The sequence below is a fragment of the Streptomyces sp. NPDC001231 genome, from assembly GCF_042896885.1.
Taxonomy (GTDB): domain Bacteria; phylum Actinomycetota; class Actinomycetes; order Streptomycetales; family Streptomycetaceae; genus Streptomyces.
This window is the reverse complement of sequence record NZ_JBIAXS010000060.1, coordinates 1-14569: the sequence shown is the minus strand read 5'-3', so window position 1 is coordinate 14569 and position 14569 is coordinate 1. Positions and strand designations below refer to the sequence as shown.

Sequence of the window (14569 nt, the reverse complement as noted above, 5' to 3'; positions counted from 1 at the left end):
AAGCCCTTCGTCTGGACGAAGACCGCAGACGAGATCCTCGAACGCCTCGCCGGATATCTGAACCGAATTAACAACTCAGGACACTAGGCCCTGTCCGGCAGTCCTCTTCTCAGATCCAGCCCCGCTCCTTGGCGAGAAGCCCCGCCTGGAAGCGGTTGGCAGCGCCGAGCCGCAGCATGATGTCGGCCACGTAGCGGCGGAACGTCCTCAGGGAGACGCCCAGTTCGCGGGCCGCTGCCTCGTCCTTGTCCGCGTGGGTCAGCGCGTCCAGGACACGGTGCTCCAGAGCGGACAGGACCGGTGCCCGTACCGCGAGGTCGTCCTCGGCGGGAAGCTCGTGGCTGGTGTCCCAGACCTGCTCGAACCAGGCCACGGTGTTGGCCACCACGCCCGGCTGGCGGACGACGAGCGTCGACTCGTAGTGGTCGTCCGGGTCGACGGGGACCATCGCGACGCCGCGGTCCCAGATCGCCAGCCGCCGGATCGCCTGCTCGGTGCGGCGCACCTCCCCACCCAGCGTCTCCAGTTCCCGCAGATAGGCCAGGGTCGCGGGGTCGGCGAGCGCTTTCGGCGTGGCGACCGTACGCCAGCGGATGCCGCGGCGGAGCATCCTCAGGTCCGAGGCGCGGGCCTCGTCGATGCTGCGGGGGCGCCAGGGCGACGGGAGCAGCGACATGTGCTCGCGGAAGGTGAAGAAGGCCAGGTCGATGAGGCGTTCGCGGATCGCCTCGGGCCCGTCGACCCGTTCGATGTCGTCGCTCGGGGAGCGGGCCGCGCCCTGCTTGTGGTCGTCGATGAGCGTGGCGATCACGTCCCGGGTGGCGAGCACCTCGCCGGTGGCGGACTTGAGTTCCCCCAGGCGCTGTTCCACCAGCCACTCCACGGCGACCGCCGGATCGGAGACCAGCACCGTGTGCCGCTCGGAGAGCCGGATCAGGCTCCGCTCCTGTAACGCGTCCAGCCCCTCGTCGACGGTGTCGCGGTCCCAGCCGAGGGCGCCTCCGGCGGACTCGGCCCCGCGCTCGGGATGGCGCAGGAAGTAGCGGTAGAGCCGCAGGTGTTCGTCGGACACCCCGACCGATGTCAGGCTCATGTTCTGATTTCCCCCCGGAGCCGGTCCCCCTGGCCTGCCCGTTGGCAGCATGGTGACAGTGGCCGCCCTTTCTGACCGTAGCGCAGTGATCAGCGGCACAACAGGCTGAACACATGCCCCGGATCTTCTCTTCGGCGGGCCGCACGACGGCGCCCGCATCCTCAGCCCTTTCGGACGGCTCCCGCTCCGGGGAGCCCGCCCCCGCGGTCCGGCTCGACGCCGTGAGCAAGGTGTACGGACGCGGCGAGAACGCGGTGCACGCGCTGCGCGGCCTCGATCTCGCCATCCCCCGGGGGAGTTTCACCGCCGTGATGGGGCCCTCCGGCTCCGGCAAGTCGACCTTCCTGCACTGCGCCGCCGGCCTCGACCGGCCCAGCGGCGGCACCGTCTCCCTCGGCGGCCAGGAGCTGACGGCCCTCGACGAGACCGCGCTGACCCGGATGCGCCGGGACCGCGTCGGCTTCGTCTTCCAGGCCTACAACCTGATGCCGTCGCTGACGGTCGAGCAGAACATCACCCTCCCGCTGCGCCTCGCCGGGCGCCGGGCCGACCCGGACTGGCTGGCACGGATCACCGACCAAGTGGGGCTCACCGGACGCGGCGGGCGCAGGCCCGCCGAACTCTCCGGCGGCCAGCAGCAGCGGGTGGCCCTCGCCCGCGCGCTGGTCACCCGGCCCGAGGTCGTCTTCGGCGACGAGCCGACCGGCGCGCTGGACACCATGACCGCCAAGGAGGTGATCGGGCTGCTGCGCCGGACCGTGGACGACCTCGGCCAGACCGTCGTGATGGTCACGCACGACCCGATGGCCGCCTCGTACGCGGACGCCGTGCTGTTCCTCGCGGACGGGCGGATCGTCGACCGGATGGCCGCGCCGACCCCGGAGCGGGTCGCCGACCGCATGAGCCGCCTGGGAGCGTGGGCGTGATGCTGACTCTCGCGCTGAGTACGCTGCGGGCCCGCAAGGGCGCTTTCGCCGGCGCCTTCGTGGCCCTGCTGCTCGCCGCCGCCCTCGTCACCGCGTGCGGGACCCTGCTGGACACGGGGCTGCGCGGGACGATCCCCACGGAGCGGTACGCGGGAACTCCCTTGCTCGTCACGGCCGATCAGGAACTGCACTGGACGAAGGACAAGAAGGGCAAGACCAAGGAGAAGTCCAAGCCACTGACCGAGCGGGCCTGGGCGAAGGCGGACCCCGCCCTGGTCAAGAGGCTCGCGGCCGTGCCCGGTGTACACGCGGTCGTCCCCGAACTCACCTTCCCCGCCCACGTGTTGACGGACAAGGGCCCGCTCGCCCAGGGGGCGTCGTGGGGCCACGCCTGGCAGTCGGCGCGGCTCACGCCGTTCGCGCTGCGCGACGGCCGGGCGCCGACCGCGGCGGACGAGATCGTGGCCGACGCCGGCAGCGGGCTGCGCACCGGCGCGAAGGTTACCGTGCAGTCGACCGGCGCACCCTCCGTGTACGAGGTCGTCGGCATCGCCGCACCGGCCGGCCGTGACGCCCTGGCCCGCCAGTCGACGCTGTTCTTCAGCACGGAGCAGGCGCGGCGCCTGGCCGGACACCCGGGGCAGGTCTCCGCGCTCGGCCTGCTCACGGTCCCCGGCGCCACAGTGAGCGACGTACGCGCCCGGGCTCTCGAGGCGGTGTCCGGCACGCCCTCGCTGGAGGTGCGGTCGGGGGACGACCGCGGGCCCGTCGAGTTCATCGACGCCGGCAAGGCGCGGGTCAGCCTGATCAGCCTGGGCGGTGCGATGGGCGGTACGTCGCTGCTCGTCGCCCTGCTGGTGGTGGCCGGGACCTTCGCGCTGTCGATCCAGCAGCGGGCCCGGGAACTGGCCCTGCTGCGGGCGGTCGGCGCGACGCCGCGCCAACTGCGGCGCATGGTGGGGCGCGAGGCACTGGTCGTGGGGCTGCTGGCCGGGCCGCCCGGGGCGGTCGCGGGGCTGTTCCTGGCCCGCTGGATGCACGGGCGGTTCGTGGCCGTGGGGGCGCTGCCGGACACCCTGGACCTCACCGCGAGCGCGTTCCCGCCCGTCGCCGCGGTCCTCGCGACGCTGCTCGCCGCGTGGGGTGCGGCGCGGGTGTCCGCCCGCGGGCCGGCCCGGATGCGCCCTACCGAGGGGCTCGCCGCGGCGGCGCTCGACTCGGCGCGGCCGCACGCCGGACGGGTCGTCGCGGGTGTCCTGGCCGCCGTCGGGTACGTCGTCCTGGTCGTGGTCCTGTCCGGGCTGAAGACCGACGCGGCGGCCACCCCGGTGACGTTCCTGTCGGTGATCGTCGCGGCCACGGCGATCGCGCTGCTCGGCCCGTCGCTCGCCCGGTCCGCGACCTGGGTGACGGGCGGGATCGCACAGCGGATCTCCCCGGCCTCCGGATTTCTCGCCGCACGGAACACCCGTGCCGGCGCCCGGCGTGTCGCGGCCGTGGTCACCCCGTTGAGCCTGGCCGTGGCGATGGCCTCGACGATCCTGTTCACGCAGACGACGTCGAGTCACTCGGCGGGCGAGCAGGCCGCGTCCGGCACGCGCGCCTCCTACGTCCTCGCCGCCTCGGAGCCCGGTGTCCCGGCCGTGGCCGCACAGGCCGTGCGCGAGCGGGTGCCGGGGACGACGGTGACGGAGGTCGTCCGCACCACGGTGCGGATCGGGCAGGACAAGTTCCCCGCCCAGGGCGTGAGTTCACCGGGTCTGGCCCGGACCCTCGACCCGGAGGTCACCGCGGGCACGCTCGCCGCGATGGACGACGGAACGGTGGCGCTCAGCGAACTGGCGGCCCGTACCCGGCACGCGCGGGTCGGCGACCGCGTCACCGTCACGCTCGGCGACGGGGTCGAGAAGGACCTCGAAGTGTCCGCCGTCTACGAACGCGGGCTGGGCTTCGGCGATCTGCTGCTCCCGCACCGGCTGGTGGCGGCGCATGTCGACCGGCCGCTCTCCTCGTCGGTCCTGGTGGCCGGGGCGCCGAGCCGGTCGGCGCTCACCACCGCGCTGCGCCCCTTCCCCACGGTCCACGTCCTGGACCGCACCGCCGTGGCAGCGGCACGCCGCACCCAGGAGGGCGCGCAGGCCCAGGTCAACTACATCGCGATGGGACTCGTGATCGCCTTCACCGCGATCGCCGTGGTCAACACCCTCGTGATGTCGACGTCCGCCCGGCGCCGCGAGCTCGCTCTCCTGTGCATGATCGGCACGACCGGCCGCCAACTGCGCGCGATGCTCCGCTGGGAGACGCTGACGGTCACCCTGCTCGCGATCGCTCTGGGAGCGGCGGTGGCCTGCGCGACCCTGACCGCGTACAGCCTGGGCATGACCGGCGCCGCGACACCGTACGCACCACTCGTGCCGTGTCTTGCCGTCATCGCGACAGCCGTGCTCCTGGCCTTCGTCTCGACGGCCCTGCCGGCCCGTGCCGCGCAACGAAGCGGGGCGGGGACGCCGACCGAGGTGGAGTGAGCGCGCGATCGGCGGCGGACTGGCCGTCCGCGCACCAGGTCCGGCTCCGGGTCCGGAGCGTTATGACGGCTCTGTGCTCCGGCCGTCCGCCGCCGGTCCCCGCCCGTGCTGCGCCCGGACGAGCACGTCGGCCGCGGCGGTCCGGTAGTAGAGCACCGACCGCCCCGCCCGGCGCCGCTGTGCCAGCCCCGCGTCGAGTAGCACCCGGGGGAGCGGGTGGCGTACCTGGGCATGACGAACGCCTTTGCGATGCTGCGACTGCTGTCGATGAGCGACCGGGAGAAGGATGCCGAGATCCTGGCCCTGCGTCATCAGATCGCCGTCCTGGAGCGGCATCTGGACGGGCAGCGGGTCCGGTTCGACGCCGGCGACCGGGCGTTCCTGGCGTCGCTGCTCCACGGCGTGCCCCGCGAGGTGCTGCGCCGGATGCGACTGTTGGTCCGGCCGGACACGGTCCTGCGCTGGCACCGCAACCTGATCGCCCGCCGGCCCGCCGGCCCGCCGCCCGGTCCCGGCCCAAGCGCGGCGGCCCGCCGCGCACCGTGCGCTCGATCCGCGTGCTGGTCCTGCGCCTGGCCAGGGAGAATCCCAACTGGGGCTACCGGAGGGTGCATGGCGAACTACTCGTGCTCGGGGTGAAGGTGGCCGCGTCCACGGTATGGGAGATCTTGAAGGAGGCCGGCATCGAACCGGCACCCCGACGAGCTTCCAGTACCTGGGCCGACCTCCCGCGCACCCAGGCCGGTGCCCTGCTGGCCTGCGACATCTTCGAGACCGTCACCTTGTCCGGGGCCCGGTTGTACGTGTTCGCGTGATCGAGCATGCCAACCGCCGGATCCATGTCCCGGGCGCCACCGCGCATCCGACCGCGGCCTGGGTGGCCCAGGCCGCGAGGAATCTCGTCATGGACCTGGAGGACGCCGGGTGCCGGGCGCGTTACCTTATCCGGGACCGGGACGGCAAGTTCCCCGAGCTCTTCGACACTGTCCTGAACGATGCGGGCATCCAGGTGGTGCTCAGTGGCGTCCGGATGCCGAGAATGAACTCGATCATGGAGCGGTGGGTGCAGACCTGCCGGCGGGAGCTGCTGGACCGCACGTTGATCTGGGACCGACGCCACCTCCTGCACGCCCTATGCGAGTTCGAGACGTTCCACAACGAGCACCGGCCACACCAGGGCCTCGCGAACGCCCGCCCCCTCCACCCGCTGCCCGCCCCGATCGAGGACCCAGACCGGATCGCCCACCTGGACACACGACGACGGGCCCGACTCGGCGGCACCATCCACCAGTACCGACATGCGGCCTGACCAGCATGGATAAGGTATTCGGCAAGGACAAGGCCGGGGCAGCCGGCCGCGACGGTCAGCCGGACGAGCGCGCGCTGGGTCATGGCGCGTGCCGGTCCGCTGCCGGATACCCCCGTGTCCGGCCCCTCCCATGTGCGCAGGGCGTCCTGAGGCAGCCCCCGGCTCGCGACGAGGTGGAGCCGGCCCCCGTCCGCGACGTGCAGCGTGGCCGCGAGCCCGCGCAGCCCGGCGACGGCCTGGTCCAGCGCGTACGGCACGGCCTCCCGGTGCGCCAGCTCCTCGCACACGGCAGCCAGCACGGACAGGCGTCCGTCCAGCTCGGACTTTCTCCGTGTCGCCCGGTTCGCAGTGCTCAAGCGGCCCATGTCTGTCTGCCGACGTCGTCGCGCCGGAACCCGTACCAGTCGAGCCCGTCGCCCGATGACAGAGGGCACAAAACCCTTACACGTCCATCAATGCATGGAAAACGTCCGCCGGCTAGGGCCCGTCCGCCGCGTTGTCTCCCGCCGATGTCGAAAACGCGGCCTCCCGTTCGAAGACCTGGCGGCAGGGCCACCGGGCCCGATCACTTCATCAGGGAGGACTCCTATGCGCAGGATCATCGCTTCCACCTACACGACGCTCGACGGCTACATCGACGACCCGCACGAGTGGTCGCTCCAGTACAACGACGAGGCGGCGCAGAAGCACGCCTTCGAGCTGACCCTCGGCGCCGACACGCTGCTCCTGGGCCGCGTCACCTACGAGGGCATGGCTCAGGCGTGGCCGAACATGGGCGGCAATCCGTACGCCGACCACGTCAACGCGATTCCCAAGTACGTCGTCGCCTCCGAGCCGGTCGACACCGCCGCGTGGGGACCGGCGACGGTGATCCCCGGGGGCGAGCTGGTCGGCACGGTCGACAGGCTCAAGCAGCAGGACGGCGCCGACATCCTCGTCTGGGGAAGCGGCCGGCTCACCGACGATCTCGCCGCGGCCGGACTGCTCGACGAGTACCGCATCTGGGTCTACCCGGTGATCAAAGGCGACGGCCGGCCGCTCTTCCGGCCGGCGAGCACATGCCCGGTCGAGCTGGCGGACACGGTGACCTTCGACTCCGGCGTGGTAGTCCTCACCTACCGCCCGACCACGCGGTGACGGACGCGACGGCACCGGCGACCGAACCCGCGCCCACCCAGGAGGACAGCATGAACGACGACGTCACGGACTACATCGAGAAGGCGAAACCCTGGCAGAAACAGGTGTGCACGAGGCTGCGGCAGATGGCGCACCGCACGATCCCCGGCGTCAAGGAGGCCTTCCAGTACGGTAAGCCCCACTTCCTTCGCGACGGCGGTCATGCGGCGGCGATCCACGTCGCGAAGGACAAGGTCTCGTTCATGGTGTTCGACGCGGCCGGCGTCGACGCCGTGCCAGGGCTGCTTCGGCCGCTCGGCAACGGTGACCGGAAGGCCGTCGACATCCGGGAGGACGACGAGGTCGACTACGACCTCATCGCCGACGTCCTGCGCCGGACCTGCGGCGTGCACTGACCGACAGGGGAGGGAACCACATCGTGCGTGTCATGGTGACGACGAAGGGGACCGGCGCCGACGAAGGCAAGGGCCGGCCGTCACAGGAGATGTTCGAGAAGATGCAGGCCTACAACGAACTGCTCGTCAACGCCGGCATCCTGCTCGGCGGAGAGGGGCTGAAACCCAGCGGGGCCGGGGCCCAGGTGGTCTTCACGGCGGGCGGCACCTCGGTGGTCGACGGGCCGTTCACGGAGTCGAAGGAGATCATCGCCGGTTACTGGATCTGGGAGGTCAGCTCGCTCGCGGAGGCCGTGGAATGGGCGAAGCGGTGCCCCTTCGACCCGCAGTACGGTGCGACGCAGACGCTTGAGATCCGGCCGTTCTTCGACATGGCGGACTTCGCCGAGACCGTCGACCCCGCGACCCTCGAAAAGAGCCGGCAGCTCCAGGAGCGGGGCGGCGAGGGCTGATCATGGACGTCCGCCGGTCGATCGAGGCGCTGTGGCGGATCGAGTCGCCGCGGATCATCGCCACGCTCGCCCGGCAGATCGGGGATGTCGCGGTGGCCGAGGACCTCGCCTCCGAGGCGTTCGTGGCCGCCCTCGAACAGTGGCCCTCCGACGGCGTCCCGCCGCGGCCGGGCGCGTGGCTCATGTCCACCGCCCGGCACAAGGCGATCGACCGTGCCCGACGGGAGGAGACCGGCCGGCGCAAGGCGGCCCTCATGGCCGCCGACCTGGACGACCGGGCCCCCGACACTGCCGAGCAGGCACTCGACCGGATCCCCGACGACCTGCTCACCCTCGTCTTCATCGCCTGCCATCCCGTACTCGCCCCCGAGTCGCGGGTGGCACTCACCCTGCGCCTGGTCGCCGGGCTCACCACCGACGAGATCGCCCGGGCCTTCCTCGTGCCCTCCGCGACGCTCGGTCAGCGTGTCTCCCGGGCGAAGCGCACGCTGTCGGAAGCGCGCGTTCCCTTCGAGCCCCCGCCGGCCGAGGAGTTGCCGGCCCGGGTCGGCGCGGTGCTCGAAGTCATCTACCTCGTCTTCAACGAGGGGTACGCGGCCACCTCCGGCGACCAGTGGGTACGACGGGACCTGGCGCGGGAGGCGATGCGGCTCGGACGCGTACTCGCCGGACTGCTGCCGCGCGAACCCGAGGTCTTCGGGCTGGTCGCGCTCATGGAGTTGCAGGCCTCGCGGTTCCCCACCCGTACCGACGCGGACGGCGCGCCGGTGCTGCTCGAACACCAGGACCGGCGGCGCTGGGACCGGACACTCATCACCCACGGTCTCGCCATACTCGACCAGGCGACCGGTCTGGGCCGCCCGCTCGGTCCCTACACGCTCCAGGCCGCCATCGCCGGATACCACGCCCGGGCGGTCACCTTCGCCGACACCGACTGGGCCGGCATCGTCGCGCTCTACGACGCCCTCGCCCAACTGGCGCCGTCCCCCGTGGTCGAGCTGAACCGGGCGGTGGCCCTCCTCCACAGCGACGGACCGGAGACCGCGCTGGCGGTGGTCGACTCGCTCCTGGACGACCGACGGATGGCCCGCTACCACCTGCTCGGCGCGGTCCGGGGCGACCTCCTGCTCCGCCTCGGCCGGAACGCCGAGGCGGCCGAACAACTCGAGCGCGCCGCCGAACTCGCGCCCACCCGGCATGAGCGCCGGCTGCTGCTCGAACGCATGACCACAGCGCTCGCCGAGCGCCGGCCGGACCGCTGACAGCCCCGCGGCGCTCCCCTGCCGAGCCGTGGCGCCGGTGGTCAGTGTGCTTTCTGGAGGTCGCGCGGGCGCCTCGATGCCGTGTCCGGGCGGGAGGTGTGCCGGGTCTCGCGGGCCAGCCCGACAGTGAGGATGGTCAGGGCACTCATCACGGCGATGAACGCGACGACCCCTGACCACCCGCGGCATCCGCTTCAAAAAGCGCGACTACGTGGGTCCGTGGAAACGCCTCGTGACCGCGGCCACCTACCAGTACGTCGACCTGCCCGATGCGTCCGTGGTCACCACCCGTGCCCTGCTCACCGCCCGGGAGAACATCACCGATAGCGTCGCTGCCCGCGCCATGATGTGCATCCACGGCGGCGCTGGCTTCGGAAAGACGCTCGCCGTCAACATCTGCCTGCGCGGGCTCGAACCGCATGAGGACGTCCGCAAGATCACTTTCCGTGCCCGGCCCACCGCCCGCTACCTACCTGAGCCTGATTCGCCGGCTCTGCGCCTTCGTCGACGAATGCGCCGAAGCGAGATAACGGCAGCACACCTCGTGGCGGTCTAGCGTGACGGCGGTCGTGGAGGGTGCCCACGCACCCGGACGCCCCAGCCGGAGCCGAGAACACGCGCCCGCTCAACGCACCTTGCCGATTCCCGATCGGAGGGGAGGCCATCCGATCGAGAAGTCGGCGAACTCGACGTCAATGACGGCGATGTGCAGGCCGTGGGCGCGGCGGCCCCCGCCGCGGAAGTAGGAGTGCCCGAGCGCGCGGGCGAGGACCACCATCTGCTGCTGCTCGCCCGCGCCGGCGTCTCGGGCGGCGAACAGCTCGCGGGCGACCTCTCCTGGTAGGTACTGGGTGATCCGCCGCACCCGCGGATCGTCCGAGGATCCTGCCGGTGCGGCGAACCCGAATCGCGCCCTGGTGTGGAAGACGAAGCCTTCCGCTTCGGCCTGCGCACGCCGGCGGGCCCGTATCCGGGGTTACCATCGGGCCAGGACCGCTTCCTCGATCGCCCGGTCCTGCAGCGGGCCCGGCGGGCGCCGCGCTCCGGGCTTCTTCGTCACCCACCGTTGCACGGTGCGCTGCGACACCCCCAGCACGGCGGCGACCCTCCGGGTGGAACCCTGGTGCGCTACGAGCAGAAACCGCAGGCGGGCCTCGGTGCTTGAGGGGACGGGGCGGGTGCGCAAGGCACGCTCCAGCCCCTGCGCGATCTCTCCCTCGTCCGGTCTCCAAGCGGCTTGCCGACAGGGCCGGCTTCCCGCGGCCCCGTGGTATCAGGTCTCCCACACCCGCCCGCCCCTGCCCGCTGGTTCCGGCGTCTTCGGGACAGCACCGGCCGACATCGGCTACGAGAGCCCCAGGGGCGTGCACGCCTCGTGCGGCTACTCCTAAAGCGACCCGCCCACCGGGGCCGACCGGGCGGCGGGCAAGGCCTCCTGGCGCCGGGGCTCAGGCGGCGTCGGCCAGGCTCGGCTGCGGTCCGCGTGGTAGCGCGGGCCGGCGCTCAGCGGGCGGCGCTCGATCATCCGCTCAGTCTCCATAGTCCCCTCTCGACCCAGCAGTCGGCGAGGTACGCACGGAACACCTGCCGGTCAAGGAGTCGCTATACGGCCCGCTGGGAACTTCCGGGTGCAGAACAACCTTCCCCAGCCCGGCCAGCTGGCGGAGCATCAGGCCCAGTCCACGCCGAGCTGGGTGAGTGCATCCAGCTGCTCCGCCGTGAGTTTGTCGCGCCGCTGCTTGGTGTTGGATACCCATACGCCGAGCTTGACGGCCACGGGCTCTGTCTCGCCGCCGACCACGATTTCCTCGCTGTGGCTGCGTGGTACGGGCCGGTGGGCGCCTTCCCGTTCCACCCACTGTGCGAGGGCCGCGAGTCCGCGTTGGAAGGCCTGTTGTGCCTTGCTCGGGCCCTTCCCGGCGCTCTTGGCCGCAGGGGCGGCTGGGGCGAGCCGCTCAGTGGGCTTCACCCCCAGTTTGGAGAGCCGCTCTTGCTGTTCGGGCATGAGCTGCGCCCAGGTGCTCGCTTCCTGTTGCCGTTGGAGCCATCGTCCGATGTCGTCGCCGTCCATGAGGACGCCGGGGGCGATGTCGGGGAGGTGGCCGTCGGCGTGGACCAGGTCGGCGAGGATGCGGTGGCGGCGTTGCCAGTCGAGTGGCCAGGGGCAGTTCCAGTCCGGGTCGATCGCAGTGAGCTGTGCCGCGCGCTTCGCGGCGCGCTCTGGGTCTTTGCCGAGGCCGTTCTTCTGGCCTTTCCGGCGGAGGTTGGCGATGTGCTGCCCGATCGGCAGCTTCACTCCGTCGGCCGGGTCGTCCCATACGGCGTCTTGTCGGGGGGCGAGGTGTCCGGTGGCCCGCCGGTAGGACCGGAGTGCTGCGAGTTTGGTTTCCCAGGCTTCCTCGCCGGGCTCCCACACCATCCCGGCCTCGGGGGCGTCCAGCAGTTCCTTGCGCCGTTCCTCCAACTCTCCGGCCCGCAGCGCCTTGCGCTGCTGGTGCACCCATCGCCCCAGGGGAAAGTCCTTCGTGACGCCGACTTCGACCTCAACGTCGTAGGGCACGGCGTAGAGGCCGGTGATGCCATTCTCGGCTCGCCACCGGATGAGGGCTTGGTAGCCCTGCAGCCAGACCAGTGATTCGGGTCGGTAGACGCGGGTGCGCAGGAAGGCGGCGATGGTGGCGGCGTCCCGGGGGGAGGAGAAGTGGAGCAGTGCGGACTTGGCGGCGGCGTCGGTGTTGTCCTGCTCCTGGTCCTCGCCGTCGCCCTCGCCGCCGGCCCCGATGATTCGCCCGTCCTCATCGCGCCGGACGTGCACCTTGCGCGCGTGCTTGCCGCGGGTGAGGGCGCGGGAGGCGAGCTGCTCCACGAGTCGTTCATCATGCGAGCGCAGGCCCTGGAGTACAGCGACCAGTCCCGCATACGAGGAGGAGGTGACCATGTCGGTCGGGTCCTCACCCGGCTCCAGGAAGACCGGCACGATGATGCGTGCGACCTTGGTGGTGCCGTCACGATTCAGCCGGAGTGCCCGGCCGATGTTCTGCACGATTTCCACCTGGGAGCCGCGGGTGTCGGCGAAGCAGACGGCTTCCACGCCCCGCTCGCCGGTGATGTCGACGCCTTCCCCGAGTACGCGGCAGCTCGCGAGGAACGCGCGGTGGACCCGCCGGCCCGCGGCATCGATGCCGTTCGCGAACTGGCGCAGGACCTTGCGGCGTTCGGTGACGAGGTGGTCGCCGCACAGCCACGCCGACCAGACGCGGTCCGGGGGTACGTGTCGGCCGGCCTCCAGCTCGTAGAACTCCGCGTCGATCGACGACTTCGGCAGCCGGTCGGCGGCCGCCAGGTCGTCGTCGGAGGCGTCGTCGGCGTACAGCTCCGCCGCCGTCTGCGGCAGCTTCTCCGCGAACGCGTCGGCCTCCTCGACCTTCTGGTGGAACGTCATGACTGTGCGCAGGTTGTACGCCGCGGCGTGCTCCAAAAGTGCGGTCTGCAGCAGCGCCAGGCGCCGGCCCCGCTGCGCCTCCTCGGACTCCCCGAGGACGGGTGAGGGGTCGCGGATCTCGAGTACGTCGATTTCGAATCCGGCGAGGATGCCCCGTTCGATCGCCTCGCTCAGCCCGAGTTCGGCCAGCCAGGGCCCGTAGGTCTCGGAGTCCTGGCCCATGGTCGCGATCTCCTGCTCCTGGCCGCCCGTGCCCTTCTGTGGCCGGGGCGCGGCGAGGATGCGCGGGGTCGCGGTGAGGTAGAGCCGGAAGTCGGCGGGGATGCGGGTGTTGTCGTGGATCACTGCCCACGGCCGACCGAGATCACCTGCCGTGCCGTGGGCCTCATCCACGATCGCGAGGTCAAAACCGCTCATCTGCTGTCCGTACAGCCGTTCCCCGCCCGCTAGGGCGGCTTCCAGCGGCCCGCGAACCTTCCGTTGGCCCATCGGTGCGTCGATGTCCTCGCGGTCCACCAGGGAGGCGTACGTGGCGAACACGACCACCGGTCCCTTCCCGGCCCACAGGGCGAGCTGGATGGGGTTGGTGGTGGTGCGCACCCCGAGCGAGTTGAGCACTGGGTCGTTCTCCAGCGAGCACACGGCGACCATCGGGGCCCGGTGGCCCACCAGGCGCCACGCCTGGGCGGTCTGCGCGAGCAGATCCAGGGTCGGGACGGTGACGAGGATCCGGCCGCCTGGGAAGCACTCCAGCGCGCACGCGGCGGCAGTGATCGTCTTCCCTGACCCGGTCGCGGACACGATCGTGCCCCGTGCCCCCTGAGGGGGCACAGATGATCTTGCGGGGAATCCTACCCACTTACGGAAACTTGCTTTCTGGGCTACCTGGTGTTCCCGAAGCTGAATACCCAGCATTCCCACGCTCCTCCTCTGCCTTCTTTTCTACTCGCTTCGGAAATCACCAGGACGGCGTGAAGGGCGGGACGGACACTGTACCGTCCTCGGCCACGACGATTTGTTCGGCAAGCTGGGCCAGGACCTGAGAGGGGCGCAGCCCCGCCCGGCTGGCGACCGTCTGGATCAGCCGGCTGGGCGCGGCGGACAGCCGGACCTCCGCTCGCAGTTCATCCGCTTCCTCCCCCTGCCGTTCCCCGGAGGCGGCCTGTGCCGCAAGAGCACCAGCAAGCCGTTCCTCACGCTCGCGAGCCCACACCGAGCCTTGAGCGTCCTGTTCCGGCTCGTACACGCTCCAACCGGCTGCAATCATCAAGTCCCTGACGCGCTGCCACTCAGCGTGTTTGGCCAGCCAGATGGCAGCCAAACGCTCCCGGTCCATCTCGAACTCGTAGAAGGAACCGTTTCCCCTCAACTGCTCCGCGGTCTCCCGCTCACGGACAGCGGCCTCCGCGACCTTTTCCGCAACGGCGGCGACGTCCAGGCCATTCGCCTGACGCCGGACCTGATCCCGCGCCACGTCCTGAGCACTCCACATGCGTTTTCCCTTTTCCGGAAGCGCGAGCAGCAGGGCCCGCATCAGGTGGTTGGAGGGTGTCCCGTGTTTCCGCCAACGGTACATGATGCATCAACCTGATGCATCCACTACACCAGAACCCGAAACGAACGACCCCCCACCCCCTCGCAGCCAGCCCGGCCCGCGTCAGCGGGCCCAACGGTTCTGGAGGCGCAGCCGGAAGGACCGTCAGGCGGGGGAGCGCAGCGGACCCGCCCGGGAAGCTCAGCACTCTCTCAACTCCGATATCAGAGACCCTACTAGCCGCACTGACACCCACTCAGCCGCAGCCGCGCACCGCGCGGCCCGCCGGGCGCGCAGCGGCCGGCCCCCAACTAGTCCCCGGAGCGCAGCGGAGAGGACCGGCCCGCGTAGCGGGCCGGCGGGAGCGCAGCGACCGCCGTCAACCCCGTTGCGTAGCAACGGGGTTCGCACCCGCGGAGCGGGTGCGCAACAACCGTGCGCAGCACGGGCGTTCGCTTGCACATCGCGCAGCGATGTGGTACCCGCTCCGCGGG

Annotated in this window: 12 protein-coding genes and 1 pseudogene; 8 read left to right on the top strand and 5 right to left on the bottom strand. The window is 71.2% G+C overall.

The features are described 5' to 3' along the window. Positions 1 to 109: 109 nt before the first annotated feature. The gene (locus ACFY3J_RS38295) at positions 110 to 1093 is read right to left on the bottom strand and encodes a helix-turn-helix transcriptional regulator (protein ID WP_390842842.1); all 984 of its coding nucleotides are present in this window, start codon (positions 1091 to 1093) and stop codon (positions 110 to 112) included. Between the two features lie 113 nt (positions 1094 to 1206). Here ACFY3J_RS38295 and ACFY3J_RS38290 point away from each other — a divergent pair, with 113 nt between their 5' ends. From ACFY3J_RS38290 to ACFY3J_RS38255, 8 genes and pseudogenes are all read left to right on the top strand, one after another. Continuing rightward, entirely contained in the window at positions 1207 to 2019 is an 813-nt protein-coding gene (locus tag ACFY3J_RS38290) for an ABC transporter ATP-binding protein (RefSeq protein ID WP_390842841.1), read from the top strand. Further along, entirely contained in the window at positions 2019 to 4544 is a 2526-nt protein-coding gene (locus tag ACFY3J_RS38285; protein WP_390842844.1) for an FtsX-like permease family protein, read from the top strand. Before ACFY3J_RS38290 ends, ACFY3J_RS38285 begins: the two co-directional genes overlap by 1 nt. A gap of 249 nt (positions 4545 to 4793) precedes the next feature. Continuing rightward, a pseudogene (locus ACFY3J_RS38280) lies at positions 4794 to 5853 on the top strand (integrase core domain-containing protein). Positions 5854 to 6441: 588 nt separating this feature from the next. Continuing rightward, positions 6442 to 6990: a dihydrofolate reductase family protein gene (locus ACFY3J_RS38275; RefSeq protein WP_384187891.1), complete on the top strand. Its 549-nt coding sequence runs from the start codon at positions 6442 to 6444 to the stop codon at positions 6988 to 6990. A 50-nt stretch (positions 6991 to 7040) separates the two neighbouring features. Then, positions 7041 to 7385 (top strand): DUF1801 domain-containing protein, encoded by a 345-nt coding sequence (locus tag ACFY3J_RS38270; RefSeq protein WP_384187894.1) that lies wholly within the window; start codon positions 7041 to 7043, stop codon positions 7383 to 7385. Positions 7386 to 7417: 32 nt separating this feature from the next. Continuing rightward, positions 7418 to 7837: a YciI family protein gene (locus ACFY3J_RS38265; protein WP_358862103.1), complete on the top strand. Its 420-nt coding sequence runs from the start codon at positions 7418 to 7420 to the stop codon at positions 7835 to 7837. Positions 7838 to 7839: 2 nt separating this feature from the next. After that, a complete protein-coding gene (locus tag ACFY3J_RS38260; protein WP_384187898.1) occupies positions 7840 to 9099 on the top strand; it encodes an RNA polymerase sigma factor in 1260 nt (419 codons plus the stop codon). Between the two features lie 232 nt (positions 9100 to 9331). Beyond that, positions 9332 to 9655: a hypothetical protein gene (locus ACFY3J_RS38255; RefSeq protein WP_384187901.1), complete on the top strand. Its 324-nt coding sequence runs from the start codon at positions 9332 to 9334 to the stop codon at positions 9653 to 9655. A gap of 69 nt (positions 9656 to 9724) precedes the next feature. Here ACFY3J_RS38255 and tpg read toward each other — a convergent pair whose 3' ends face one another. The 4 genes from tpg to ACFY3J_RS38235 all read right to left on the bottom strand — a co-directional run bounded on the left by tpg (position 9725) and on the right by ACFY3J_RS38235 (position 14075). Beyond that, a complete protein-coding gene (tpg, locus tag ACFY3J_RS38250) occupies positions 9725 to 10069 on the bottom strand; it encodes a telomere-protecting terminal protein Tpg (RefSeq protein ID WP_390842843.1) in 345 nt (114 codons plus the stop codon). Between the two features lie 6 nt (positions 10070 to 10075). Continuing rightward, a complete protein-coding gene (locus tag ACFY3J_RS38245; RefSeq protein WP_390842840.1) occupies positions 10076 to 10285 on the bottom strand; it encodes a helix-turn-helix domain-containing protein in 210 nt (69 codons plus the stop codon). Positions 10286 to 10768: 483 nt separating this feature from the next. Then, positions 10769 to 13456, bottom strand: coding sequence for a Helicase associated domain protein (locus ACFY3J_RS38240; RefSeq protein ID WP_390842839.1), 2688 nt, complete (start codon positions 13454 to 13456; stop codon positions 10769 to 10771). Between the two features lie 43 nt (positions 13457 to 13499). Continuing rightward, positions 13500 to 14075, bottom strand: a complete 576-nt coding sequence (locus tag ACFY3J_RS38235) for a hypothetical protein (protein ID WP_390842838.1) — start codon at positions 14073 to 14075, stop codon at positions 13500 to 13502. Between the last annotated feature and the right edge of the window lie 494 nt (positions 14076 to 14569).

Bases quoted from the DNA above. Each gene is read 5' to 3' on its own strand.
- ACFY3J_RS38295 (WP_390842842.1), bottom strand. From the start codon at position 1,093: ATGAGCCTGACATCGGTCGGGGTGTCCGACGAACACCTGCGGCTCTAC.
- ACFY3J_RS38290 (WP_390842841.1), top strand. From the start codon at position 1,207: ATGCCCCGGATCTTCTCTTCGGCGGGCCGCACGACGGCGCCCGCATCC.
- ACFY3J_RS38285 (WP_390842844.1), top strand. From the start codon at position 2,019: ATGCTGACTCTCGCGCTGAGTACGCTGCGGGCCCGCAAGGGCGCTTTC.
- ACFY3J_RS38275 (WP_384187891.1), top strand. From the start codon at position 6,442: ATGCGCAGGATCATCGCTTCCACCTACACGACGCTCGACGGCTACATC.
- ACFY3J_RS38270 (WP_384187894.1), top strand. From the start codon at position 7,041: ATGAACGACGACGTCACGGACTACATCGAGAAGGCGAAACCCTGGCAG.
- ACFY3J_RS38265 (WP_358862103.1), top strand. From the start codon at position 7,418: ATGGTGACGACGAAGGGGACCGGCGCCGACGAAGGCAAGGGCCGGCCG.
- ACFY3J_RS38260 (WP_384187898.1), top strand. From the start codon at position 7,840: ATGGACGTCCGCCGGTCGATCGAGGCGCTGTGGCGGATCGAGTCGCCG.
- ACFY3J_RS38240 (WP_390842839.1), bottom strand. From the start codon at position 13,456: ATGCTGGGTATTCAGCTTCGGGAACACCAGGTAGCCCAGAAAGCAAGT.
- ACFY3J_RS38235 (WP_390842838.1), bottom strand. From the start codon at position 14,075: ATGCGGGCCCTGCTGCTCGCGCTTCCGGAAAAGGGAAAACGCATGTGG.